This is a genomic window from Arthrobacter sp. DualSoilB13 (assembly GCF_055389195.1).
Map to the genome: position 1 here is coordinate 986,032 of NZ_AP035865.1, position 22,520 is coordinate 1,008,551.

Consider the following 22,520-nt stretch of genomic DNA (forward strand, 5'->3'; position numbering starts at 1 on the left):
AAGTGCTTACCCTTATGTTGTCGATCCACAGCCCGTACATGCAGAGGGCAGCCGGCCCTCGTGCCCCTGACGGGTGCGGCCGTGAAGAGGTACGTGCATGCGCACACTCGTTCTGAATGCTGGATATGAACCGCTGGCGGTAATAACATTCCGCCGGGCGCTGGTCCTTGTGCTCACTGGGAAAGCTAGCGTAGTGGCCGAAGGCGACGAGCCTGTCGTCGGGCCACAGGAAATTCTTGGACGCCCGTCCGTGATTCTCCTTAACCGCTACATACGTCCCAAGTACAACAAGGTCACCGCCGTGAGCCGCCGCGGGGTGCTTCGCCGCGACGGTCACCGGTGCGCCTATTGCGGCAAAACAGCCCACACCATAGACCACGTCCACCCCAAATCCAGGGGCGGCGCGGATTCCTGGGAAAACCTGGTTGCGGCGTGCTTGAAATGCAACAACGCCAAAAGCGACCACACACTGGCTGAAATGGGTTGGAAGCTCCGTTTCAAACCCGGGGTGCCCCAGGGAACCATGTGGCAGATCAAAGAACTCGAGAAACCTGCGCCGGACTGGGACCCGTTCCTTTTGCCGGAATCCGCTGCCTGATCGATTTCTGCTGACCTCCGGCCGCCCGGGTAGTCTGGGCGGATGGAGTTCAACGCCGTGATTTTGGCGGGTGGCAGGGCCACCCGCCTCGGCGGCGTGCCCAAGCCATGGTTGAAGTACGACGGCGACACCCTCCTTTCGCTCGCACTTCAGGCTGCCCGGGGTGCTTCGGCGGTGGTTGTGGTGGGGCCGGATGAGCCCGGCTCAGGCGGCGGCGAGCCAGGAGGCACCGGGAACCTACCGGACGCTGTTCTGCGGACACGCGAAGAACCTGTATTCGCAGGGCCGGCAGCTGCCATCGCGGCCGGCTTGAGCGCGCTGAAGAATGGCGGTAGGAGCACTCCATGGACGTTGGTGCTTGCCTGCGATATGCCGCATGCATCCCGCGGTGTTGGCCTCCTTTGGGCAGCTCTTGAGTCCAGTCCCGGAATGGAAGGAGCCATGGCCGTCTCTGCCGACGGCCGGAAGCAGCCACTTCTGGGGGCCTACAGTACAGAGGCCCTGGAAAGGGAAGTGGCCGTAGCTTCGGGAGGTTCCGGGTTAACGAACTCATCAGTGTTCCGCCTGCTTGCTAGGCTGAACGTGCTGGACGTTGAAGTCCCCGCTGGGTCCACCGATGACGTGGATACATGGGAGGACGCTGCGGCCTTGGGCATTGACTACGAGTTGGAGGCGGACGTGAAGAGCCAGGAAGAGACGCTCGAGGAATGGTGCCGGACACTGCTTCAGGCATTCGAGCTTGAGGGCGTGGAAGTGGACATCAACGAGGTCCTCGCGGTGGCTGGAGTAGCAGCACATTCCGTGGTGCGCCCCGCCGCACCCCTGACCACGTTTATTGCAGGTTACGCGGCCGGAATGGCCCGCGGAATTGGCCAGGCCAGCGATGACGCATCCATGAACGCTGCCTTGGAACTGGCCCGCAAAATTGCCCGGGAGTACTCGGAGTCCGGGACCGGCCCGGAATGACGGAGGCCCCCAACGAGGGCCATCACGCGGCGCACACATGGCATGAGGCCCGGCAGCGTGCGTTCGACGTCGCCACACCCATTCCGTCGGGCCCCGTGCCGCTCAGCTCAGCGCTCGGGCGCACCCTGGCTTCGGATGCCCTGGCAGTGCAGGACATGCCCCATTATGCGTCGTCCGCCATGGATGGATGGGCCATTAACGGCAGCGGTCCGTGGATCCTCAGCGAACCGGGGCAGAGGCTTGCACCGCACCAGGCCAGTCCCATAGTTACGGGCGGGCTTATTCCGCCCGGTGCCAAGGCAGTACTGCGCAGTGAAAGCGGCGTGATAGCTACTGACGAGGATGGCCTGCCGGTTCTTGCGCTGGGAGGCAGCGCCAAACCGGGGGAGCCCCGCAACGGCCAACATATCCGAAAGGCTGCGGAAGAGGCCGCTGAGGGTGATGTCCTGCTCAAGGCCGGCACGGTGCTGAATCCGGCCCATATTGCCTTGGCAGCGCTTGCGGGCCTGGACCATCTTGTGGTGCTCGGAAAACCCTTGGTCCGTTTCCTCCTGACGGGCTCGGAAGTAGTGGCTCACGGTGTTCCCTTGCCCGGCCAGGTCAGGGATACCTTCGGTCCGCAGCTGGGCGCCGTGGTGGAGCTTTTGGGCGGCATTGCCGGGGAGCAGCTCAGGGTGGGTGACAGCTATGAGGAGTGGATCGACGCACTCCAGGACACCGAGCCAACGCTGGACGAGCCGGGACCCGGGGACCACTTCGGTGAAGCGGAACCTCCTGCCGACGTCGTTATTACCACGGGCGGCACGGGACGCTCTGGAACGGACCACCTACGCAAAGCCGTAGCTGAACTTGGCGGGAATTTGCTGATTGATGGGATCGCCATGCGTCCCGGACATCCGGCGGTGTTGGCAGAGTTGCCCGATGGTCGGTTTGTGGTGGGCCTGCCTGGAAATCCGCTGGCGGCCATGATGGCTTTGTTCACCGTGGGTGGACCGCTGCTGGCGGCCTTGGGCCATGGCCGTTTGGAGGAGGTGGGCGAGGTTCCCTGTGGCACCACCCTTGATGCTGAGCCCGGTCGCACCCGCCTGATGCCGTTCAAGCTGGTGTATGGGTTGGCGTCGCCAGCCAATCATGCAGGCCCTGGAATGATGCGTGGCCTGGCCGGCGCCGACGGGGTCATGGTGGTGCCGCCGCATGGTGTCCAGCTGGGCGAAGCGGTGCCCGCCTTCGCCGTACCCTGGGGAAAAGCGCTTCCCGTGCCGAAGGCGCCGGAAGAGAAGAGCCGCAAGGCCGTGCCTCGGCAACAAAGGAAGGCTCCTTCCGGCCCTGTGGACTGGAGTGCGTTGGACACCTGAGGCGCGTCATGAAGGGGTTTGGCTCTGCTGACAAAGTGCAATGATGGACACATGAACAGGCTTGCTCCCGAACAGGACATCAATGAAGATGACCTGCAGATCCACCCGCCCAAACAAGCCGCGGCAGGCCTCAAAGCTGTCACGGTTGCCCTCGAACGAGGTTATGCCCAGGCCGGCGTGAGCCGCACGGTTCGTTCCATGCTCAGGGTCAACCAGCATGACGGGTTCGATTGTCCGGGCTGTGCGTGGCCGGAATCAATCACGGGCAAACGCAGTCCCGCAGAGTTTTGCGAAAACGGTGCCAAGGCGATCGCCGAAGAGAGTACCACCAGGACAGTCGGTGCCGAATTCTGGGCCAGGCATTCCCTGGCAGAACTTGAGGACAAAACAGAGTACTGGCTGGGGAGCCAGGGAAGATTGTCCGAGCCTGTGGTCATCAAACCGGGTGACACTCACTATTCGGCCATCACATGGGCCGACGCCTTTGCCTTGATCGGCGAACACATCAACGCCACAACCCCGGATAAGTGCGTGTTCTACACCTCCGGCAGGACGGCCAACGAGACAGCGTTCATGTACCAGCTGTTTGCCCGAAGCCTCGGAACCAACAACCTCCCCGACTGCTCCAACATGTGCCATGAGTCATCCGGTAGTGCCCTCAACCCCACCATCGGGATCGGAAAAGGCACTGTGTCGTTGGAGGACATCCACCACGCGGAGCTGGTCCTGGTAGTGGGCCAAAACCCCGGAACCAACCATCCGCGCATGCTCTCCGCCCTCCGCGACTGCAAGAACAACGGCGGCAAAATCATTGCGGTCAACCCGCTTCCCGAAGCCGGCCTCCTGAACTTCAAGGACCCCCAGTCCCTCAACGGAATGATTGGCGGTGGGACCACCATTGCCGATGAGTTCCTGCAGATCAAGGTCGGCGGCGACCTCGCCCTCTTCCAGGCGCTCGGCCACCTGCTCCTGGAGGAAGAGAAACGGAACCCGGGGACGGTCGTCGACCATTCCTTCATAGCCGGGCAGACCGAAGGTTTCGCCGCCTACCAGGAAGCCCGTTCGGTTCTGGACTGGGACGAAACGGAGCGGGCAACAGGGCTGAGCCGGGAGGAGATTACCAAGGCGGCTGCGATGTTGGCGGCCTCGAAGGCAACCATCATCTGCTGGGCCCTTGGTTTGACCCAGCAGCCGCACTCGGTGGATACACTCCGGGAGATCATTAACCTCCTTCTGCTCCAGGGCAACTTCGGCAAACGTGGAGCCGGTGCCTGCCCCGTGCGGGGCCACTCGAACGTCCAAGGCGACCGCACCATGGGCATCTGGGAGAAACCCAAGGAATCCTTCCTTGCCGCGCTGGATGCCGAATTCGGCTTCCACATGCCCCGGGATCATGGCTATGACTCCGTGGAAACCCAGCACGCCCTGGAAAAGGGCGAGGTGGACGTTTTCGTCTCCATGGGCGGAAACTTCGCAGCCGCGGGTTCGGACACGGCTGCCTTGGAGCAAGGCTTGAAGAAAGCCGGACTGACGGTCCACATTTCCACCAAGCCCAACCGCGCCCACGTGGTGCACGGCAAAACGTCCCTGATCCTGCCCACGCTGGGCCGGACGGATACAGACGACAAGCACCCCAAGGGCAAACAATTCCTCTCCGTGGAGGACTCCATGTCCGTCATCCACAAAACACAGGGGCGGCTGGAGCCCGTGTCCGAGCACCTGCTGAGCGAACCGGTGATCGTGGCACGCATGGCGCAAGCAACGCTGGGGGACAACCATAGTGTGGACTGGCGTGCCATGGCCGAGGACTACGACGTCATCCGGGACCACATCTCACGCGTCATCCCCGGCTTTGAGGACTTCAACGCCCGGGTTCGAACCAAGAATGGCTTCGTCCTACCCAACCCGCCGCGCGATACCCGCACCTTCGCCACGGACATCGGCAAAGGACGTTTCTCCGTGCGGCCCCTGGAGTACCTTGAAGCGCCGGCGGGCCACCTGATTCTCCAGACGGTTCGCAGCCACGATCAATACAACACCACCTTCTACGGTTTGGATGACCGCTACCGGGGCGTCTCGGAGGGGCGTCGTGTAATCCTGGTCCACCCGGATGACCTGTTGGAACTTGGCTTCGAGGACAGGGACCTGGTGGACGTCATCTCCACCTTCGCGGGAACTGAACGGCGTGCCAACAAGTTCCGGCTGATCGGGTACCCCACGGCCAAGGGCTGTGCCGCAGCGTATTTCCCGGAGGCCAACGCCCTGGTGCATCGCGAACTGGTGGCACGGGAATCCAACACCCCCGGGTACAAAGCCATGACCGTGCGCTTTATCCAGCATGAGGAGAACGGATCCTGATATGGGACGTGTAACCCAGCGCCGCAAGGTGCACAAATTTGTCCTGGACGGCTCGCCCCAGGCATTGGAGCATCCCGTCCGGTTCAAGGAAGACGTCCTGGCCGTTGAGGAGCCGCTGGAGATCCGCTTGGGCGAGATGTCCTTTTCCGTGACCATGCGAACACCCGGAGACGACTTCGATCTCGTCGCGGGGTTCCTGGTGTCCGAAGGGATCATCTGGGAGCCCGGACAGTTGATCTCGGAGCGCTTCTGCTCCGGGGAGGACGAAAACGGGGTGCAGACCTTCAACGTGGTGGATGCCCAGCTCAGACCGGACGTGGAACGGCCCGACACCGGCCGCAATGTGTACACCTCCAGCTCGTGCGGAATCTGCGGTACGGATTCCATCGAGGCCGTCCGCAAGTCTTCGCACCACAGCCCGCGCGAGGATAATGTGACGGTCCCGGTCCGGGCCTTGGCTGCCCTCCCGGACCGCCTCCGCGAGGCACAGGCTGTTTTTGATAAGACCGGTGGCGTTCACGCCGCGGGACTTTTCAGGATCCACGACGACGGCACCACCGAGTTGCTGTGCCTCCGCGAGGACGTAGGCAGGCACAACGCCGTGGACAAGGTGGTGGGCTGGGCTTTGCGCGCCGGTATGCTCCCGCTGAAAGGGACGGTGCTTCAGGTGTCCGGCAGGGCTTCGTTCGAACTCGTCCAAAAAGCTGCCATGGCCGGTATCCCTGTGCTGGCCGCCGTGAGCGCACCGTCCAGCCTCGCGGCGGAACTGGCGGAGGAAACGGGAATCACGCTGGCCGGCTTCAGCCGTGGGCTCAGCCTCAATGTGTACGCCGGACGGGACAGAGTGGTTGCCGAAGCCCCGGATGCGGACCCGTTGTCCGTTGGTGATAGCCCACAGTCACTTGGCTATTAAGCTGGAACAACGTAGATTTTATCCATCGATTGGAAGCGTGGCGATGCCACATTCGCCGTCCGCACCCAGCACTACCGGGTCGCGGTAACCAAGCTAACTACCCAGCGAACGCCCAAAGGGGAACTCATTGCACGACGACCGCCGGATCACTGAACAGCGTCTCGACCGATTTGTTCGGGAACGCATTCTTCCGGCCATTTATGGCAGGGCGATCCCGCTTCAGCTGAGCAGCTGGGATGCGCCTGGCGAGCCAGTGCCGGCCGCCGAGGCGCTGCGCCAGGTCTATGCACCGCAGGAACCCGGCGTTGCATGGGGTAAGGCGTGGAGCACCAAATGGCTGCGCCTGCAGGGTGAGGTACCGCAGGACTGGGGCATGGCTGAATCCACAACGGTGGAGATCATTGTTGATCTTGGATTCAACAGCGATGTCCCCGGGTTCCAGTGTGAAGGCACCGCGTGGCGCGCTGATGGAAGCATCATTAAGGCAATTTCGCCACGGAATTACCATGTGCCGCTCAAACTTCTGGGTGGAGGTCAATCCGTGGATTTCTACGTGGAGGCCGCAGCCAATCCAGACGTCGCCCAGGGCTGGTCGTTCGCCCCCACCCTGCTGGGGGATAAAGCCACCTCCGGTGATGAGCCCCGATACCGGTTTGGCCGCATCGCCATCGCTGAACTGAACGAAACCGTGTGGGAACTCAACCAGGACATTTGGACGCTCAGCGGTCTGATGCACGAACTTCCCATGGAAATGCCGCGTCGCCATGAGATCCTGCGCGCCCTTGAACGCATGATGGACGTCATGGACCCGGACGACGTCGCCGGAACCGCTGCCGCAGGCCGTGCTGAGCTGGCCGAGGTCCTTAGCCGTCCCGCATATGCCTCGGCCCATGAACTGTTGGCTACCGGCCACGCACACATCGACTCCGCCTGGCTGTGGCCCGTCCGCGAAACCATTCGTAAGTGTGCCCGCACTTTCTCCAACGTGGTGGCGTTGATGGATGAGGACCCCGACTTCGTGTTCTCTTGTTCCTCGGCCCAGCAAATGGCGTGGATGAAGGAGTTCTTCCCAGAGCTCTTTGTGCGCATCAGGGAAAAGGTAAAAGGCGGCCAGTTCGTTCCAGTCGGTGGCATGTGGGTGGAATCGGATACCAACATGCCAGGCGGCGAGGCCATGGCCCGCCAGTTCGTGGAAGGAAAGAGCTTTTTCCTCAACGAGTTCGACGTCGAGTGCCAGGAAGCCTGGCTGCCCGATTCCTTCGGTTACTCCGGCGCCATCCCGCAGATCGTCAAGGAAGCCGGCTCGCGGTGGTTCCTCACCCAGAAGATTTCCTGGAACAAAGTCAACAGGATGCCTCACCACACCTTTGCTTGGGAAGGCATCGACGGCACCCGGCTGTTTACCCACTTCCCGCCGGTGGATACGTACAACGCTGAGCTGCACGGACGCGAACTGGCCCACGCGGAGCGCAATTACCGTGATCACGGCCGCGGAACCATGTCGCTGGTGCCGTTCGGCTATGGCGACGGCGGTGGAGGACCTACTCGCGAAATGGTCGCCGCTGCGCATCGTACGGCGGATTTGGAAGGCTCCCCGAAGGTCCGGATGGGCGCAGCCCGGGACTTCTTCATCCGAGCTGAGGCCGAGTACACCAATCTGCCGGTTTGGGTGGGTGAAATGTACCTGGAGATGCACCGCGGCACGTACACCAGCCAGGCAAAGACCAAGCTTGGCAACCGTCGGAGCGAACATCTCCTTCGCGAAGCGGAGCTCTGGTGCGCCACGGCCGCCGTCCGCCTGGGCGGGGCCTACGCCTATCCCGCCGACGAACTCAAGCGACTCTGGCGGCTGGTCCTCCTCCAGCAATTCCACGACATCCTGCCCGGCAGCTCCATCGCCTGGGTCCACCAGGACGCTGAACGGAACTATGAAGCCATAGCCCGGGACCTTGAGGGCATCATCAGCCACGCCACCCAGGCCTTGGTGGGGGAAGGTGATCAGCAGTTCCTGCTGAACGCCGCTCCGCATCAGCGCGACGGCGTCCCAGCACTGGGGGCGGCCGAGGCCACAGCACCGGAGTCCGGCGTCCAGGTGGACGAGCTCGACGACGCCTACGTCCTGGACAACGGCATCATCCGGGCCGTCCTGAACCGTGACGGACTCCTGACATCGCTGGTGGACCACGCGAGCGGGAGGGACGCCATCGCCCCCGGGCACACCGGTAACCTGCTGGAGCTGTTCCGCGATACCCCGAATGAGTGGGATGCCTGGGACATCGAGGAGTTCTACCGCCGTAACGTCACCCCGTTGACCCACGCGGATGCGATCGACGTTGAGCGTTCGGCGGAGGCCGTCGTCGTGGTGGTCAAACGCACGGTAGGTGCCTCCACCATCACGCAACGCCTGACTCTCGACGCCGGTGCGGCGTCGCTGGGTATCAGCACCACGGTGGACTGGCAGGAACGCGAAAAGATGCTCAAAATCGCGTTCCCGCTGGACGTCAGGGCGGACCGTTCAGCGTCGGAGACCCAATTCGGCCATGTCTTCCGCCCGACGCACACCAACACTTCCTGGGAAGCTGCCAAGTTCGAGATCTGCGCCCACCGCTGGATCCACGTCGCCGAGCCCGGCTACGGCGTTGCAGTGAGCAACTCCTCCAGCTACGGGCACGACGTCACCCGGGCGGTCCGTGCCGATGGCGGAACCACGACGACGGTCCGCACCTCGCTGCTGCGTTCGGCGCGTTTCCCGGACCCGGAAGCAGATCGGGGCGAACACACGCTCGAGTTGTCCATCAGGCCCGGTGCTGCGATCGCTGATGCCGTGGAAGAGGGCTACCGCACCAACCTGAAGCCGAGGTTCGTCACAGGCGGACAATCGGTGGAACCCCTGCTCTCCGTGTCTAACCCTGCCATTGTGGTGGAAGCGGTGAAGCTAGCCGAGGATGGCTCCGGTGACGTTATTGTCCGGCTCTATGAATCGTTAGGGGAGCGTTCAACGGGAACCCTGAGGGCCAACTTTGAGAGCTCGGATGCGATGGCCACAGACCTGCTGGAGCGCACCACCGAAACCCCCGGCGTGACCGTGGAGGAAGGCCCCGTGGTCAAACTGGTACTACGGCCCTTCCAGCTGGTCACGATCAGGCTCGTTCGCTGAGGTGGCTGGCGGAGTTACTGCGTTTGTTGGGTTACTCCGCCAGTTCCGCGTCGAGGGCATCTTTGAGCACTTGCACCCGGATGGGGATCACGGCGTCGTGGTGTTTGATCTGGTCTGCGACGTCTTTTGTGAACACATCTTCAACCAAAGTGGGCATGTCCCTCACACCGTTGACGTAGCGCTTGGCTGCAAAGTCGAACTCTGACCTGTTGTTTTTTATCCGGGTGTTGAGGGCTTTGAGTTCGTCGGCAATCGTACGGTATTCCGCGTCGGGGGCATTCCGGGCGGTGGCGTCATCGATCTTCTTGACGTACTCGTCCTTGAGCCGGACAAATTCGTTGTAGTTTTCCTCGGACTTTGCCGTTGTTTCAGCATGTGTTTCCAACTGGGCAATCTGGTTGTCCAGTGTGCGGGCAAACTCTACGTAGGACACGTTCTTCGATTGTTTGAGTTGGTTTACGGCTTCGCGGCACTGGACTGCTGCCTGTGCCAGGAGTGTTTGGCGTTCCCGGAGGTTGGCTGCTTTGGAGCCCACAAAGAGTCCGCTGCACCCGGCGTCCTGCCTGAAGAGGCCTTCGAACAGAGGGTAGGACTCCACCAGTCCTTCCATGGAGTCGAGGTAGGCCTGGTAGGAATCGCCCAGCATAGCTACTGCGCCGGAGACCGTTTTGTCTTCTGCGCCGGCGGTGTCGCTGGTCTGCACTTCGTTCAAGGCCGTGCGGGCGGAGTTGATGGCCTGCTGGAAGTCGTCCCGTTCCTTGGCGGAGCCTTTCTCAGCTTCCTCACGTGACGCGGGGGCATTGCGGGCCTTCTTGTACGCGGCCAGGTAGGTGTTCACGGCGGGCTGGATCTTGCCTCTGGCCTCATCGAGTGCCGTCAGGCGCTCATCCTTGAGGAGGACCAGGCTTTCCCTGCGCTGCTGAGCGGTCATGGTGCTCACGGAAATCACCACAGCCGAGGCAATCAAGGCCAGCACGACGGCGAGGGTGAGGGCAACCAGGACCGGGTGGCGCTTCTTGCGAACAGGCTCAATGGTCATGGCTATTTCCCCTCACCGGACGCGGCATCGAATTGCTCAAGGCTCTTCTTAAGGACGCCTTCCAATTCGGTGTTTGAGCTGTTGGCATTTTCAATGATTTTTGTGTATTTGTCTTTGCTGGCAGTTTCATAAGTTGCCTGCGCCTTGCCGAATGCCTCATTGATATCCAATAGTGCAACGGCGGCAACGGTGCTCTTGGCGAGGCGCTCCAAGGGGTCCTTGCTGTTGAGCACTTCCTGTTGCTTGTCCCGCTGTCCACGGATGACGGACTCCACCTCCGTGAGCAGGGTAGTAGTCTCGGCGTCGGCGCCGTCCTTGGCTGTGCCAAGGGCTGCCAGGCACTCATCTGCACTCTTGACATAGTCCTCGGAGTAGGACTCGCTGGCCACGTTCAGTGATGAATGCAGGGCCGCGCAGGGACCGCCTACAGACCGGTAAATGTTGGCAGTGTTGATCAGCAATTGATCGTTGTACGCGATCACCGCAGTGTACTGATCCTTGAAGCGGTTGAAGGATTCGGCGACTTCTTGATCCTTCAGGGCCGGCGATTCTGACATTTGCTCCAGCCGGTCACGGTTTGCCGCGGACTCGCGTACTATCCGTTCACGGTCCAGGCTGAGGACTTTCTCCTCTTCAGGCTGTCCTGCTTTTTCGGAGATGGCGTTCGAGTACCGTCCGGAGAACTGTTGGACGAGGGGATCGTACAGATTCATGGAGTTGTCCACAATGACGCGGTGCTTGTCCAAACGGAGCACGTCTGCGCGGTCTGTTCCGGCCGGACGGGAAAGGGCAAACCACGTGCCAATCCCGACGGCCACCAACGCCGCGACGAGGAGAACAGCAATGATTGCCGTGCGTTTGGAGCTACCCCTGCCGGGCGCGCTGGCTGTCTCTTCCAAGGATTTATCCCCCATATTTGCGAACTGCTTGGATCCTGCGAAACCTGACAAATCCTGGCTAACAACCTAGACGTCGTGCTGGAGCCGCTTCACGAAGAGCTTGGTCCGCTCCTGCCGCGGTTCCCGCAACACCTCAGCTGCCGGCCCGCGTTCCACCACGACGCCGCCGTCCATGAAAATTACCTCATCCGCCACATGCTGGGCAAAGGCCAACTCATGGGTAACGATCACCATGGTCCAGCCCTCTTCGGCGAGTTCTTTGATGACGCCCAGCACGTCCCCCACGAGCTCGGGGTCCAGCGCCGAGGTGGGCTCATCGAAGAGGAGCAGCTGGGGCTTGAGGGCCAACGCCCGGACGATCCCCACGCGCTGCTGCTGGCCGCCGGAGAGTTCAAAGGGGTAGGCGTCGCGTTTATCGGCCAGGCCAACGCGCTCCAGAAGGCGTTCGGCGTCGGCAATGGCCTCAGCGCGCGGCCGTTTTTGTACCTGGACGGGGCCTTCAATGATGTTCTTCAACACGGTCATGTGAGGGAACAGGTTGTAATGCTGGAAGACCATGGCACTGCGGTCCCGGAGGGCAGCCACCTCCTTCTTCCCGACCTTGGCGCCGAAGTCTATGGCGAGCTCTGCTGAGGCATCGCCGCTTCCAAAGGTGACCGTTCCGGCGTCGGGAATTTCCAGGCCGTTGAGGGAACGCAGGACCGTGGTCTTGCCCGAGCCCGATGGCCCGATCAGTGCCACTACCTGACCGCGCCGGATGTCGATGTCGATGTCGCGCAAAACGACGTTGCTTCCGAAGGCCTTGGCCAGGCTCCGCGCCTTCAGGACTGAGGCGACGGGCGGCTGCTGTAGGGATTCGTTAGTGGGCGACATAGCGGTCCAATCTCTTTTCCACCGCGGATTGGGCCGTGGAAAGGACCAGGCAAATGACCCAGTAAACCAGGGCAGCCTGGAGGTAAAGGGCCATGAACTCCTGGCTGAACGCAGCGATTTGCTGGGCGTTGCGGAACAGTTCGGTGACCAGGATGAGTGAGGCGAGGGAGGTGTCCTTCACCAGTGAAATGAAGGTGTTGGACAACGGTGGAACGGACACCCGTGCCGCTTGGGGAAGGATGATCCGCACCAGTGCCTGCGGCCGGGACATGCCGATGGTGTGGCCGGCTTCCCATTGGCCCTTAGGCACGGACAGGATGGCCGCACGGATGATCTCCGCGGCGTACCCGCCCACATTCAGTGAGAAGGCGATGATGGCGCTGGGCCAGGGGTCAAGCTTCACTCCGATGCTGGGGAGCCCGTAGAAAATCACAAAGAGCTGCACCAGCAACGGGGTGCCGCGGATGACCGAGACGTAGAAACGGCCGATGCCCGACAGGACAATGTTGGGGCTCAACCGAAGCAGGGCAACCACCAGCGCGAGGACGAGGCCGATGGCGAAGGAGGCCAACGTGAGGGGAATGGTCCCCGTGACGGCGCCGGTGATCAGCGGACCGAAGGAACTCCAGATGAGGTCCCAGTTCATCTATTTGGTGACGTCCGCGCCGAAGTACTTCTCCGAGATCTTAGCCAGCGTGCCATCAGCCTGGAGATCGGCCAGTGCCTTGTCCACAGCTGCAGTGAGCTCCGTGGAGCCCTTGCGGAACACCATGGCGCTCTCGGTCTTCTCCGGGGCCTCTGCCGCCACCTTCAGGCCGGAGTCGGGCGTGTTCTTGGCGTAGTCCAAGTAGGTGAGCTTGTCGTTCACAGTGGCATCCACGCGTCCCTGCTGCACCAGCGTGGCGGACTGTGCCCAGCCTTCCACTGCCTGGACGTTGGCACCGGCTTCAACGGCCATTTTGTAGAAGTTGCTGGTCAGTGACTGCGCGGTGGTCTTGCCCTTGAGGTCCGCAAAGCTGTTGATGCTGTTGTTGTCCGACTTCGTGACCACAACACCGGTGGAGATGGTGTACGGGGTGGAGAAATCGTACTTGGCCTTGCGTTCGTCATTGATGGAGATCTGGTTGGCGATGGTGTCAAAGCGCTTTGACTCCAAACCTGCAAAGATGCCGTCAAACTGGGTCTCCTGGAAGGTGGCCTTCACCCCGAGTTTCCCGGCCACCGCCTGGGCGATCTCCACATCAAAACCTGTGAGCTCGCCTGCGCCGTCAGCGTGGAAGCTGAAGGGACGGTACGTACCTTCGGTGGCGATCACGAGTTCGCCCTTGGATTTGACGTCGGAAAGGGAGGTATCGCCACCGGACTGGGCGGGCGCGGACCCTCCGCCGCACGCGGAAAGTGCAAGGGCGGCCGCGGCCACGGTTGCTGCGAGGACAGAGCGGCGGGTACGAAGGCTGTTCATGGAGCCATCTTAGTCACCGCCCGGGGCGGGGGTGGCGGCGGCGTGCAAAGCCGCGTTAAAAAGGCTGAGTGGGGGCGGTCCCCAACAGCCCGCCACCACTCATCCCCCCAATTGTGATCACGTGGGCGCCACATCCACCGGAAACCCGTTCTCTGATTCCGGTGTCAGGCTGCAAGCCGCGTTCACACATTCATGATTGTGCCACGATCTAATGGTTTTGTGAAAGTCTTACGCCGAAAGTCGCGTCTTCCGGCGGGCGAATGCCTTGGAGACCCAAATACCGGCAAGCCCAGTAGCCGTGAAAGTGGCCGCTGAGTAGTTGATAAGAACCCGCAACCACGCCTCGGAGAACGGGATCAGGGGGAACAGCTGGGACAGCAGGAGAAGCGACAGGCCGAGCAGGAGCACCGCCGAGGCGATCCGCAGCAGGACTGGGGCTGTGCTCACTACGGTGCGCCAGATGGCGGGGACCAGGCAGGCGGCAACGAAGCCGGGGTAGAGGCGTCCCATGAAGGCGTAAGCCTCCAATGAGGGCCCCCAGCGCAGGCCGCTCATACCGGCCGATGATCCCGCTGTATCCGTGATGAGGAAGAAGTAGATGGTCAAAACACCCACAAGGATGGCGGCGGTGATGCCGAGGGGTCCTCGGATTGCTTTCACGGCAGCGGGTGAGCCGAAAGCCGTGGCGATCTTGATGCCCATGAAGTAGAAGGTTCCGTACAGCAGGAAACGGAGGACAAGATTGCAGATGTTCATCCCGCCCAACCACCCGTCAATGACCAGGTAGGGGGCCTCGATGCTGATGAAGATACTCAAAGAGATCAGTGCAAAAATGTAGAAAACCTCGCGGTTTTCACCCCGTAACGCGCTGGGAACCCGGGCCAGGGTTATCGCCAGGCACACCACCAGCGTGACCCAGGGCAGGACAGCCGTCATCCGAGGTTCTCCCAAATTCGTTCAGTTCGTTCCTGGTCTTGTTCCTGCCGGCGCAGTGTTTTGCCGAGCGCCAAAAGACGTTCGCCGGCCAACGTCACCAGTCTGCCCTGTGACAACTTATCCAGCGCTTCCTGCCGGGAATTGGGCGGCCATCCGGCTTCGGCCTCCGTAATCAGCCCACCAGCCACCAGCCCGCCCGCAGGTCCCACCCCGGCGGCGCGTGAGGTGGCGATCGCCAATTCGGGCGGGAGCCTGTTGGCGGTCAGGTGGGCGGAGAAGTTCTGCGGCGCAATCCCAGTGGTGTCGCTGACCCGGTGCCGCAACTCGCCGTCGTCGATCGCGTCCACCCAGTTCCGCACGGAGGTGGGGTGGGGTGGTTCCGAGAGGCGCGGGGCGGGGGCGGAGCCGGGTTCGCTGCGGTCAACTACTGCTCGCAGCAGGTCGATAGTGGCCACCTGGCTGACGAGCTCGCAGGGCGTGGGGGGAATGGGATCGCCCCGAAGATCGGCGTAAAGGTCAAAAGTGGACAGGGCCTGTACCGGATTGATGTTGAAGCCGCGGCTGATACTCACCAAGGTGGATTCGGCAACCTTGCCGCGGACCAGCTGTTGGGCCAACGTTGTCCGCTTGATGCCCGCGATCCTGCAGACGTCAGCGGTGCTGGCATCGGGTACAACACCATGAAGCCAGCGCTGGAACGCCTTGGACTGTAAGGGCATGGAGAACTTTCCTGGATGGGCCGCGAAGGCAAAGACACGATGAGACCTAAGTGGGAGTACGAAACGATTTTACGCCGACGCCACATTGAATTATGCTTGATGATTGAACCCGCTGGTCCGTACACCCCCCAAGTCCGGACCAGCGGGTTTTTCCATGCCCGCGGGAATCGCGGCCTGAATTTCTGCGTTCCCTTGCTGGAGGATAGACAATGACTGCAACTTTGGTGGCCAAGGATCTTGCCGGTGGTCATGGCCACCGCACGCTTTTCGCGGACCTCTCCCTGACCGTTGCGCCGGGCGATGTTGTGGGCGTGGTGGGAGCTAATGGTGCTGGTAAATCCACGCTGCTTCGCATCCTGGCAGGAGTGGACCAGCCGCAGGCTGGGACCGTCAGCCTTGCGCCCTCGGATGCTTTTGTGGGCTGGTTGCCGCAGGAACATGAGCGCACCGGCGGCGAAACAATCGCCGCCTACATTGCCAGGCGAACCGGCTGTGCCCAGGCGACAACCGAGATGGAATCCACAGCCGAAGCCCTTGGCTCGGGAGCTCCCGGAGCTGACGACGCGTACTCGTTGGCCTTCGATCGGTGGATGGCTTCCGGTGCTGCCGACCTGGAGGACCGGATCCCGGCCGTGCTGGCGGACCTCGGCCTGGACCTCGGCGCCGATGCCCTGATGACGGGGCTTTCCGGCGGGCAGGCTGCACGCGTGGCTTTGGCCGCTCTGCTGCTTAGCCGCTTCGACGTCGTCCTTTTGGACGAACCCACCAACGATCTTGACCTTGACGGACTCGCCCGGCTGGAGGCCTTCGTCCAAGGCCTTCGGGGTGGTGTCATCCTGGTGTCGCACGACCGCGAATTCCTGGCCCGCTGCGTCACCACCGTGGTGGAGCTGGACCTCGCCCAGAACTCCGTAGCCGTCTACGACGGCGGTTATGAAGCGTTCCTCGAAGAACGCGCCGTGGCCAAGCGCCACGCCCGGGAACGGTACGAAGAGTTCGCCAACACCAAGGCCGACCTCGTCTCCCGGGCACGCACCCAGCGCGAGTGGAGCTCCCAAGGCGTCCGGAACGCGATGAAGAAGAACCCGGACAATGACAAGATCCGGCGCGCAGCGAGCAGTGAATCGTCCGAGAAACAGGCACAGAAAGTCCGCCAGATGGAGTCCCGCATCGCCCGGCTCACCGAGGTGGAAGAACCTCGCAAAGAGTGGCAGCTGCAGTTCAGCATCGGCCAGGCACCCCGCTCAAGTGCCGTCGTCGCCACCTTGCGCAACGTCGTCGCGCGCCAAGGCGACTTCACGCTGGGTCCGGTGAACCTGCAACTCAACGGCGGCGAGCGGATCGGCATCACCGGACCGAACGGTGCCGGCAAATCAACGCTGTTGCGCCTGCTGCTGGGGACCCAGGAACCGGACGACGGCGACGCCTCCATGGGTGCCTCCGTGGCCATTGGCGAAATCGACCAGGCGCGCGGACTGCTCGACGGCGGGCGGCACCTTGGCGACGCCGTTGAAGCTGTGCTGGTGGACTGGAACAGTGCAGATGTCCGCACCCTGTTGGCCAAATTCGGCCTCAAAGCCGACCACACGTCCCGGACCGTGGATTCACTGTCCCCGGGGGAGCGAACCCGTGCTGCGCTTGCGTTGCTGCAGGCCCGCGGCGTGAACCTGCTGGTGCTGGACGAGCCCACCAACCATTTGGATCTTCCGGCCATTGAGCAATTGGAGGAGGCACTGGAAAGCTACGAGGGCGCACTCCTGCTGGTCACCCATGATCGCCGTTTATTGGAAAACGTTCGGCTCGATTCGCGCTGGCACTTGGAAAACGGCCAAGTGCAAGAGCTTCATCACACCCCAAGCCAGGAGAAGTAACCCATGAGCATGGACCGCGTGGCCTGGAGCTCGCTGTACAACATCACCACTGCCAAGAGCGGTTCCAAGCCGTTCTCCAAGGAAACCCTGAAACGGGTCATGGCTTTTGCTGCGCCGCATAAGGGCAAGCTCATTGCCTTTGTGATCGCTTCGATCGCGGGTGCTTTCCTGGCTGTGGCTACTCCCGTGCTGGCTGGCCAGGTGGTGGATGCCATCATTGCCAACGCCGGCGTGGGCACGGTGATCTGGTTGGCGGTCCTGATTGCCATCGTCGCCGTGGGCGAGGCGGGTGTGGGCTTGGTGACCCGGTGGTTGTCCTCGATCATCGGCGAGGGCGTCATTGTTGACCTTCGCACGCGCGTGTTCGATCACGTGCAGCGCATGCCCATCGCGTTTTTCACCCGAACACGGACCGGTGCGTTGGTCAGCCGCTTGAACAACGACGTCATCGGGGCGCAGTCCGCCTTCGCCGGCACCTTGTCAGGTGTGGTCAGCAATGTGGTGGCCCTGGTCCTCACGCTGGTGGTCATGCTGAACACGTCCTGGCTTGTGACTGTGCTGGCCATGGTGCTGCTGCCGATCTTCCTGATCCCAGCAAGGCGGATGGGCTCCAAACTGGCGGACCTCCGCCGCGAAGCTGCCGCGCACAACGCCGCCATGGGAACCCAGATGACGGAGCGGTTCTCCGCCCCGGGAGCCACGTTGGTGAAGTTGTTCGGCCGCCCGGATGAAGAATCCCGGGAGTTCGCCGAGCGTGCCGGCAGGGTCCGGGATATTGGCGTCCGGACTGCCATGCTGCAGTTCACCTTCGTGACGGCCCTGACGCTGGTCTCTGCCCTGGCGCTCGCCTTGGTCTACGGTTTGGGCGGTTGGCTGGCAATCGGTGGGCAGCTCGCACCCGGCGATGTTGTGGTGCTCGCACTTCTTCTGACAAGGCTCTACGCTCCGCTGACGGCGCTCTCCAACGCCCGCGTGGAAATCATGAGTGCTTTGGTCAGCTTCGAGCGGGTGTTCGAAATTCTGGACCTAAAGCCGCTGATCACCCAGAAACCGGACGCTGTTTCCGTGCCCGCAGGCCCCGTTGCCGTGGAATTCGACGACGTCCGTTTCTCCTATCCCTCGGCCGAAAAGGTGTCGCTGGCTTCCCTTGAGGACGTGGCCACCTTGGATACCCGGGGCGGGGAGGAAGTCCTGCACGGAGTCAGTTTCAGGGTTGAACCTGGGCAGACTGTTGCCTTGGTGGGTTCCTCAGGTGCCGGCAAGTCCACGGTGGCGCAGCTGCTCTCGCGCCTGTATGACGTCGACTCCGGCGCCGTGCGCCTCGGGGGGCAGGCACCTGGAACAGGCGTGGACATTCGCGACCTCAGTTTCGACTCCCTGCGCGACACCATGGGCATGGTCACCCAGGACGGCCACCTCTTCCACGAAACCATCGCCTCCAACCTGCGCCTCGCCCGGCCGGATGCCACCGAGGACGACATGTGGGATGTGCTCCGGCGGGCACGCCTGGAGCCCATGATCCGGTCTCTGCCCGATGGCTTGGAAACAGTGGTGGGGGAGCGCGGCTACCGTCTCTCCGGTGGTGAACGCCAACGGCTCACCATTGCACGGTTGCTCATCAAGCAGCCCCGTGTTGTGATCCTCGACGAAGCCACGGCAGCCTTGGACTCCACCAATGAAGCCGCCGTCCAAGCGGCCTTGGGCGAGGCACTCGAGGGGCGCACCGCCGTCGTGATTGCGCACCGCTTGTCCACCATCCGTGCCGCAGACGCCATCCTGGTGGTTGAGGACGGCAGGATCGTGGAGCGTGGCACGCACACTGAGCTGCTTGCTGCGGATGGACGCTACGCGGAGCTCTACCAAACCCAGTTCGCTGAGGCCACCGCTGTGGCGCAGGAAGCGGTCCCGGAGCTGTAAACGCTGCCCCTACGTGGGCGGGGTCAGCAGCGGGATGACGTGGTCCGTCAGCAGCGGTGCCAGGTCGGTGGGCAGCGGCGCGTCCAGGTCCAGCCAGCGGATCTCCGCGATTTCCGCTGAAGGATGCGCGTCCCACGTTCCGGGGGCCGTGAAGACCGTTGCCTCGATATTGGTCGCGGCCTCGTTGGCTGCCTCAGCCAACCACACGCCGAACGGCTCCAGGAGTTTCGGTGCTACCGCGATGCCTACTTCCTCCAAGAGCTCCCGGGAAGCGGCTTCAGCAGCGGTTTCGCCGGGCTCGGGCTTGCCGCCCGGGTGCATGAACTTATCTGTGCCGCGCTTGCGGACAGTCAGCAGTTGGCCGGCGTTGTTGTAGACGCAGACGGCGCTGACGACAATCAGGTCCGTGCCGGTTCCGCTCATGGTTGCCTCCCGGCTTCGATTCGGACTAAGTGCGATTCCAGCAGCAGATTTTTCGCCGGCCCGCGAACATCCCAAGTGAAACTGAACGAGTCAGGTCCCTCCACAACGTACTTGACACGGTATTCGTCGGGGTCGCACCAGTGCTTATCCTGGTTGACCTGTTCGGAGAAGCTCATCACGTGGAAAGGCCTGCCGTCGGGGAAGAACACTTCCATCGAATCCGGGCATGCTCCGGGTTTCAGGAGATACTCACGGAACGCCGGACCCGAATGGGTTGGCCAGTTCATGGTTCCGTCTTCGCGGTAGTCCAGCCCGGCGTCGGGGTTCTGGGTATAGCGCACGACGCCGGTAAAGGTTCCGTTGGTGCCGGACGTCCGGTCCAGGAGGGTCCGCTCCACGCGCCAGCTGCCGGCCAGGTAGGCCTGCAAGTCCGGGGCGGGCTGCTGGTGGTTCAAGTGCCCTCGATTGGAATCGAACCAACGACACCGGCTTTAGGAGAGCCGTGCTCTATCCACTGAGCTACGAGGGCCTGTGCGTCCATGACTCTGAATCCCACTGCTGGAGCTCAAGGGCCCGGACACGACTACAAGCATACAAGCTGCCGGGGCGCTGCCCGAACACCGCTAGGCTGACGTTCATGAAAGGGCACGTCACTGCACCGGCAACAGCTGGATCCTTCCGTCCGAATACCCGCAGCATCAGGGCGAACATCGGAGGGTGGGCGCAACTGAGTGTGGTCCAGTACTTCGTGGCTGAAGCCGTTGTGATCGATGCCTGGGCAGGCCCGGAGCCGTACAGCAGGGCCACGGGATTCATCAGCGACCTCGGGGCAGTCTCTTGCGGCATTTATGAGGACAGGGCCGTGTGCTCGCCGCTGCATCTGCTGATGAATGCCTCGTTCGTGGTTCAGGGCTTGGCGTTGGTCCTTGGCTCGCTGTTCCTGACAGCCGGGCTCTTGAGCGTAGCTGCGCGGCCCGGCGTGCAAGCCCGGCGATTCCGGGCTGTTTCGGAGGGTTCCCTTCCTGCACGCGTCCTGACCGTGCCCTGGATCTTGGCCGTTGCTATCCGGATTCTCACCGCTGTTGCGGGGGTAGGAACGGTAATTGTGGGTCTGGTTCCGGAGGACTTGGGCTCTCCCTGGCATTTCGCCGGCGCTTTGATGTACTTCATCGCCGGCGGCTTTGCCCTCCTGCTGTTGGGAGTCCTGTGGTTCCGGCAAACCCCGATCAGTTGGTTCCTCGCTGCGTGCGGGCTGACGTGCATTGGGGCACTCGTGATCGGCGCAATCACGGGAATGGACGTGCCGCAGCCGGGATTGCTGGAGAGGTTCATGGGCTACCCGGTGACCATTGGCCTGGCAGCTGCGGGCCTGGTAATTGCCCAGCGTACGCACACGGAACGGAAACTGGCGCGGGCAGGGGCGGGTGCGCGCTGAGTCTTGTTGGCCGGGGCCGGGGCCGGGGCCGGGGCCGGGTGCGCTGGGCGGAAACGGGTGCGCCGCCGCGGACGAGTGGTCAAGCGGGCTTCGCACTCTTTCGTCCAAGGAACACGGCTACCACGCCGCACACCAGGCTGAGAAGGAACAGTACCCAGGACGCAACCGTGACTGCTGACGCCAACGCCACCGAACCGGCGTCGGGCGCTTCGGCAGCGAGCACCGAGTCGATGGCCACGTTGGACCACAGGTGAGCCACCGCGAACAGCAGGGGAGCAGCCCACAGGGCCCAACGCCATGACTTTCGCGCCACATTGGTGCCAATCAACAGGAGCCAGCTGAAGCCGAAGATCAGCGGAAACAGAGTGCCGGCGGTCTTGTGGACGTAGTTGAGCTGGCCTCGGGCTGACTCGTCCATGGCCTCCCGGAGCTGGACGATGTAGTCCTGCGAGAATCCACCGATCAGCGAATCAGGCATGGCCAGGCCGCCGGAGAGCTGCGTCATCTGGTTCAAGGTGAGCAGGTGCAGGTACCAGAACAGGAACAGGCTGGCCACCACGCCCGCGATCACAATGAGCTTGGAGTTGCTCTGCGCCTTTTGCGGGGTGCGCTGCGTGGTGTTGTTGATCACGGGAGGCAGCGAGTGGTCGGGGACCACTGCCTTTGCTCCGTGCTTCTTGATGCGCTGGGCGGGTGTCTTGGCCATGTCATTCATTATCCCGCCACATAAGCTGGATCCATGACCACTGGCAGGCACACAGCAACTGAACTCGATCCATCACTGGATGACTACCAACTGGCCAGCGCCCTGGTTCGCGAAGCAGGCCAGCTGGCGCTGCTCATGCGGATGGGCGGGCTACAGGGTGAACGCAAGACCTCAGTGTCCGACGTCGTTACTGCGGCCGATCACGCAGCTGAGGCTTACGTCCTGGAACAGTTGCGGCGCTGCCGTCCCCAGGATGGCATTCTGGGCGAGGAGGGGGCCTCCGTTGCCGGCACGAGCGGCCGGACCTGGGTGATCGACCCCGTGGACGGCACCTACAATTTCCTGCACGGCTCCACGTACTGGTGCTCGGCCATCGCCCTTAAGCGCGATGATGCAGACCACGGCGGTCACCCGGTTGCCGATCCCGAGGTGCTGCTGGGGGCCATCTATCAGCCCGAACTGGACAAGCTCTGGCTTGGCGGCCAGGATCGCCCTTCCACGCTGAACGACGAGCCGATTTCCGGGTTCGGTGACCTCCCCGTGAGCCAAATCTCCGCCGCCACCTACATCCATCCCACCTGGCTGGCGGACCCCCGCGCAGCAATGCCGTGGCACGCGGCTGCAGTTTCCGCGGCATCACTGCGCATGTTCGGCTCAGGTTCCTGCGACCTCGGCAGGGTTGCTGACGGGGAGCTCGGTTGCTGGTTCCAGCACAGTTGTCCGGAATGGGACTGGCTTCCCGGCAAAGCGATCGTCCGCGCGGCCGGCGGGGACACCGCCGTCGTGCAGGTCAACGGACTGAACTGGTTCGTGGCAGGAGGCCCGACGGCGGTCCGTGAGTTGAGCGCTGCCCTCACCTCTGTTCCCCAATTTGCGTAGGGCGTTTCGGAGGG

Annotated in this window: 20 protein-coding genes and 1 tRNA gene; 10 read left to right on the top strand and 11 right to left on the bottom strand. The window is 62.7% G+C overall.

What is annotated here, in order from left to right; all coding sequences use genetic code 11:
• The first annotated feature begins 97 nt into the window (after nucleotides 1-97).
• The 6 genes from ACZ5J0_RS04735 (at nucleotide 98) to ACZ5J0_RS04760 (ending at nucleotide 9,347) form a co-directional block, all read left to right on the top strand.
• Complete coding sequence (locus tag ACZ5J0_RS04735) at nucleotides 98-598, top strand: HNH endonuclease (RefSeq protein ID WP_142940082.1); 501 nt, start codon at nucleotides 98-100, stop codon at nucleotides 596-598.
• 42 nt (nucleotides 599-640) lie between these two features.
• Nucleotides 641-1,564, top strand: coding sequence for a DUF6457 domain-containing protein (locus ACZ5J0_RS04740; RefSeq protein WP_142940081.1), 924 nt, complete (start codon nucleotides 641-643; stop codon nucleotides 1,562-1,564).
• Nucleotides 1,561-2,919, top strand: coding sequence for a molybdopterin molybdotransferase MoeA (locus ACZ5J0_RS04745; RefSeq protein ID WP_464094285.1), 1,359 nt, complete (start codon nucleotides 1,561-1,563; stop codon nucleotides 2,917-2,919). The genes ACZ5J0_RS04740 and ACZ5J0_RS04745 overlap by 4 nt, the downstream gene beginning before the upstream one ends.
• Before the next feature lie 51 nt (nucleotides 2,920-2,970).
• On the top strand, nucleotides 2,971-5,277 hold the full coding sequence (locus ACZ5J0_RS04750; protein ID WP_464094286.1) for an FdhF/YdeP family oxidoreductase: 2,307 nt from the start codon (nucleotides 2,971-2,973) through the stop codon (nucleotides 5,275-5,277).
• Between the two features lies 1 nt (nucleotide 5,278).
• Complete coding sequence (gene fdhD / locus ACZ5J0_RS04755; RefSeq protein ID WP_166841591.1) at nucleotides 5,279-6,190, top strand: formate dehydrogenase accessory sulfurtransferase FdhD; 912 nt, start codon at nucleotides 5,279-5,281, stop codon at nucleotides 6,188-6,190.
• A 127-nt stretch (nucleotides 6,191-6,317) separates the two neighbouring features.
• Entirely contained in the window at nucleotides 6,318-9,347 is a 3,030-nt protein-coding gene (locus tag ACZ5J0_RS04760; protein WP_464094287.1) for an alpha-mannosidase, read from the top strand.
• A 31-nt stretch (nucleotides 9,348-9,378) separates the two neighbouring features.
• On the opposite strand, the gene ACZ5J0_RS04765 is transcribed toward ACZ5J0_RS04760, so the two are convergent.
• The 7 genes from ACZ5J0_RS04765 to ACZ5J0_RS04795 all read right to left on the bottom strand — a co-directional run bounded on the left by ACZ5J0_RS04765 (nucleotide 9,379) and on the right by ACZ5J0_RS04795 (nucleotide 15,275).
• Complete coding sequence (locus tag ACZ5J0_RS04765) at nucleotides 9,379-10,386, bottom strand: hypothetical protein (RefSeq protein WP_464094288.1); 1,008 nt, start codon at nucleotides 10,384-10,386, stop codon at nucleotides 9,379-9,381.
• Nucleotides 10,387-10,388: 2 nt separating this feature from the next.
• A complete protein-coding gene (locus tag ACZ5J0_RS04770; RefSeq protein WP_464094289.1) occupies nucleotides 10,389-11,300 on the bottom strand; it encodes a hypothetical protein in 912 nt (303 codons plus the stop codon).
• A 51-nt stretch (nucleotides 11,301-11,351) separates the two neighbouring features.
• Complete coding sequence (locus ACZ5J0_RS04775) at nucleotides 11,352-12,158, bottom strand: amino acid ABC transporter ATP-binding protein (protein WP_142940075.1); 807 nt, start codon at nucleotides 12,156-12,158, stop codon at nucleotides 11,352-11,354.
• Nucleotides 12,145-12,804: an amino acid ABC transporter permease gene (locus ACZ5J0_RS04780; protein ID WP_166841587.1), complete on the bottom strand. Its 660-nt coding sequence runs from the start codon at nucleotides 12,802-12,804 to the stop codon at nucleotides 12,145-12,147. The genes ACZ5J0_RS04775 and ACZ5J0_RS04780 overlap by 14 nt, the downstream gene beginning before the upstream one ends.
• Nucleotides 12,805-13,620, bottom strand: a complete 816-nt coding sequence (locus ACZ5J0_RS04785; RefSeq protein WP_142940073.1) for an amino acid ABC transporter substrate-binding protein — start codon at nucleotides 13,618-13,620, stop codon at nucleotides 12,805-12,807. It lies immediately after the preceding gene.
• A gap of 228 nt (nucleotides 13,621-13,848) precedes the next feature.
• Nucleotides 13,849-14,556 (bottom strand): hypothetical protein, encoded by a 708-nt coding sequence (locus tag ACZ5J0_RS04790; protein WP_223941968.1) that lies wholly within the window; start codon nucleotides 14,554-14,556, stop codon nucleotides 13,849-13,851.
• Nucleotides 14,553-15,275: a hypothetical protein gene (locus ACZ5J0_RS04795; RefSeq protein ID WP_464097215.1), complete on the bottom strand. Its 723-nt coding sequence runs from the start codon at nucleotides 15,273-15,275 to the stop codon at nucleotides 14,553-14,555. The genes ACZ5J0_RS04790 and ACZ5J0_RS04795 overlap by 4 nt, the downstream gene beginning before the upstream one ends.
• Nucleotides 15,276-15,484: 209 nt before the next feature.
• Between ACZ5J0_RS04795 and ACZ5J0_RS04800 the strand changes: the two genes are divergently transcribed.
• Both ACZ5J0_RS04800 and ACZ5J0_RS04805 read left to right on the top strand, forming a co-directional pair.
• Nucleotides 15,485-17,146, top strand: a complete 1,662-nt coding sequence (locus tag ACZ5J0_RS04800) for an ABC-F family ATP-binding cassette domain-containing protein (RefSeq protein WP_464094290.1) — start codon at nucleotides 15,485-15,487, stop codon at nucleotides 17,144-17,146.
• Nucleotides 17,147-17,149: 3 nt separating this feature from the next.
• Nucleotides 17,150-19,063, top strand: a complete 1,914-nt coding sequence (locus ACZ5J0_RS04805; RefSeq protein ID WP_464094291.1) for an ABC transporter ATP-binding protein — start codon at nucleotides 17,150-17,152, stop codon at nucleotides 19,061-19,063.
• 9 nt (nucleotides 19,064-19,072) lie between these two features.
• Here the strand turns inward: ACZ5J0_RS04805 and ACZ5J0_RS04810 are convergent, their stop codons facing one another.
• The 3 genes from ACZ5J0_RS04810 to ACZ5J0_RS04820 form a co-directional block, all read right to left on the bottom strand.
• The gene (locus tag ACZ5J0_RS04810; protein ID WP_464094292.1) at nucleotides 19,073-19,486 is read right to left on the bottom strand and encodes an NUDIX hydrolase; all 414 of its coding nucleotides are present in this window, start codon (nucleotides 19,484-19,486) and stop codon (nucleotides 19,073-19,075) included.
• Nucleotides 19,483-19,941, bottom strand: coding sequence for a DUF6314 family protein (locus tag ACZ5J0_RS04815; protein ID WP_464094293.1), 459 nt, complete (start codon nucleotides 19,939-19,941; stop codon nucleotides 19,483-19,485). Before ACZ5J0_RS04815 ends, ACZ5J0_RS04810 begins: the two co-directional genes overlap by 4 nt.
• 1 nt (nucleotide 19,942) lies before the next feature.
• Nucleotides 19,943-20,015: transfer RNA gene (locus ACZ5J0_RS04820), tRNA-Arg, on the bottom strand.
• Between the two features lie 108 nt (nucleotides 20,016-20,123).
• Between ACZ5J0_RS04820 and ACZ5J0_RS04825 the strand changes: the two genes are divergently transcribed.
• Entirely contained in the window at nucleotides 20,124-20,921 is a 798-nt protein-coding gene (locus tag ACZ5J0_RS04825) for a DUF998 domain-containing protein (protein WP_464094294.1), read from the top strand.
• A 79-nt stretch (nucleotides 20,922-21,000) separates the two neighbouring features.
• Here ACZ5J0_RS04825 and ACZ5J0_RS04830 read toward each other — a convergent pair whose 3' ends face one another.
• The gene (locus ACZ5J0_RS04830; RefSeq protein WP_166841578.1) at nucleotides 21,001-21,627 is read right to left on the bottom strand and encodes a hypothetical protein; all 627 of its coding nucleotides are present in this window, start codon (nucleotides 21,625-21,627) and stop codon (nucleotides 21,001-21,003) included.
• A gap of 33 nt (nucleotides 21,628-21,660) precedes the next feature.
• On the opposite strand from ACZ5J0_RS04830, the gene ACZ5J0_RS04835 reads away from it, so the two are divergent.
• On the top strand, nucleotides 21,661-22,506 hold the full coding sequence (locus ACZ5J0_RS04835; RefSeq protein ID WP_464094295.1) for an inositol monophosphatase family protein: 846 nt from the start codon (nucleotides 21,661-21,663) through the stop codon (nucleotides 22,504-22,506).
• The last annotated feature ends 14 nt before the right edge of the window (nucleotides 22,507-22,520 follow it).

What these genes read in the sequence shown, in the direction of transcription:
- ACZ5J0_RS04735 (WP_142940082.1), top strand. Translation starts at nt 98, where the DNA reads ATGCGCACACTCGTTCTGAATGCTGGATATGAACCGCTGGCGGTAATA.
- ACZ5J0_RS04740 (WP_142940081.1), top strand. Translation starts at nt 641, where the DNA reads ATGGAGTTCAACGCCGTGATTTTGGCGGGTGGCAGGGCCACCCGCCTC.
- ACZ5J0_RS04745 (WP_464094285.1), top strand. Translation starts at nt 1,561, where the DNA reads ATGACGGAGGCCCCCAACGAGGGCCATCACGCGGCGCACACATGGCAT.
- ACZ5J0_RS04750 (WP_464094286.1), top strand. Translation starts at nt 2,971, where the DNA reads ATGAACAGGCTTGCTCCCGAACAGGACATCAATGAAGATGACCTGCAG.
- fdhD (WP_166841591.1), top strand. Translation starts at nt 5,279, where the DNA reads ATGGGACGTGTAACCCAGCGCCGCAAGGTGCACAAATTTGTCCTGGAC.
- ACZ5J0_RS04765 (WP_464094288.1), bottom strand. Translation starts at nt 10,386, where the DNA reads ATGACCATTGAGCCTGTTCGCAAGAAGCGCCACCCGGTCCTGGTTGCC.
- ACZ5J0_RS04770 (WP_464094289.1), bottom strand. Translation starts at nt 11,300, where the DNA reads ATGGGGGATAAATCCTTGGAAGAGACAGCCAGCGCGCCCGGCAGGGGT.
- ACZ5J0_RS04775 (WP_142940075.1), bottom strand. Translation starts at nt 12,158, where the DNA reads ATGTCGCCCACTAACGAATCCCTACAGCAGCCGCCCGTCGCCTCAGTC.
- ACZ5J0_RS04780 (WP_166841587.1), bottom strand. Translation starts at nt 12,804, where the DNA reads ATGAACTGGGACCTCATCTGGAGTTCCTTCGGTCCGCTGATCACCGGC.
- ACZ5J0_RS04785 (WP_142940073.1), bottom strand. Translation starts at nt 13,620, where the DNA reads ATGAACAGCCTTCGTACCCGCCGCTCTGTCCTCGCAGCAACCGTGGCC.
- ACZ5J0_RS04790 (WP_223941968.1), bottom strand. Translation starts at nt 14,556, where the DNA reads ATGACGGCTGTCCTGCCCTGGGTCACGCTGGTGGTGTGCCTGGCGATA.
- ACZ5J0_RS04795 (WP_464097215.1), bottom strand. Translation starts at nt 15,275, where the DNA reads ATGCCCTTACAGTCCAAGGCGTTCCAGCGCTGGCTTCATGGTGTTGTA.
- ACZ5J0_RS04800 (WP_464094290.1), top strand. Translation starts at nt 15,485, where the DNA reads ATGACTGCAACTTTGGTGGCCAAGGATCTTGCCGGTGGTCATGGCCAC.
- ACZ5J0_RS04805 (WP_464094291.1), top strand. Translation starts at nt 17,150, where the DNA reads ATGAGCATGGACCGCGTGGCCTGGAGCTCGCTGTACAACATCACCACT.
- ACZ5J0_RS04810 (WP_464094292.1), bottom strand. Translation starts at nt 19,486, where the DNA reads ATGAGCGGAACCGGCACGGACCTGATTGTCGTCAGCGCCGTCTGCGTC.
- ACZ5J0_RS04825 (WP_464094294.1), top strand. Translation starts at nt 20,124, where the DNA reads ATGAAAGGGCACGTCACTGCACCGGCAACAGCTGGATCCTTCCGTCCG.
- ACZ5J0_RS04830 (WP_166841578.1), bottom strand. Translation starts at nt 21,627, where the DNA reads ATGGCCAAGACACCCGCCCAGCGCATCAAGAAGCACGGAGCAAAGGCA.
- ACZ5J0_RS04835 (WP_464094295.1), top strand. Translation starts at nt 21,661, where the DNA reads ATGACCACTGGCAGGCACACAGCAACTGAACTCGATCCATCACTGGAT.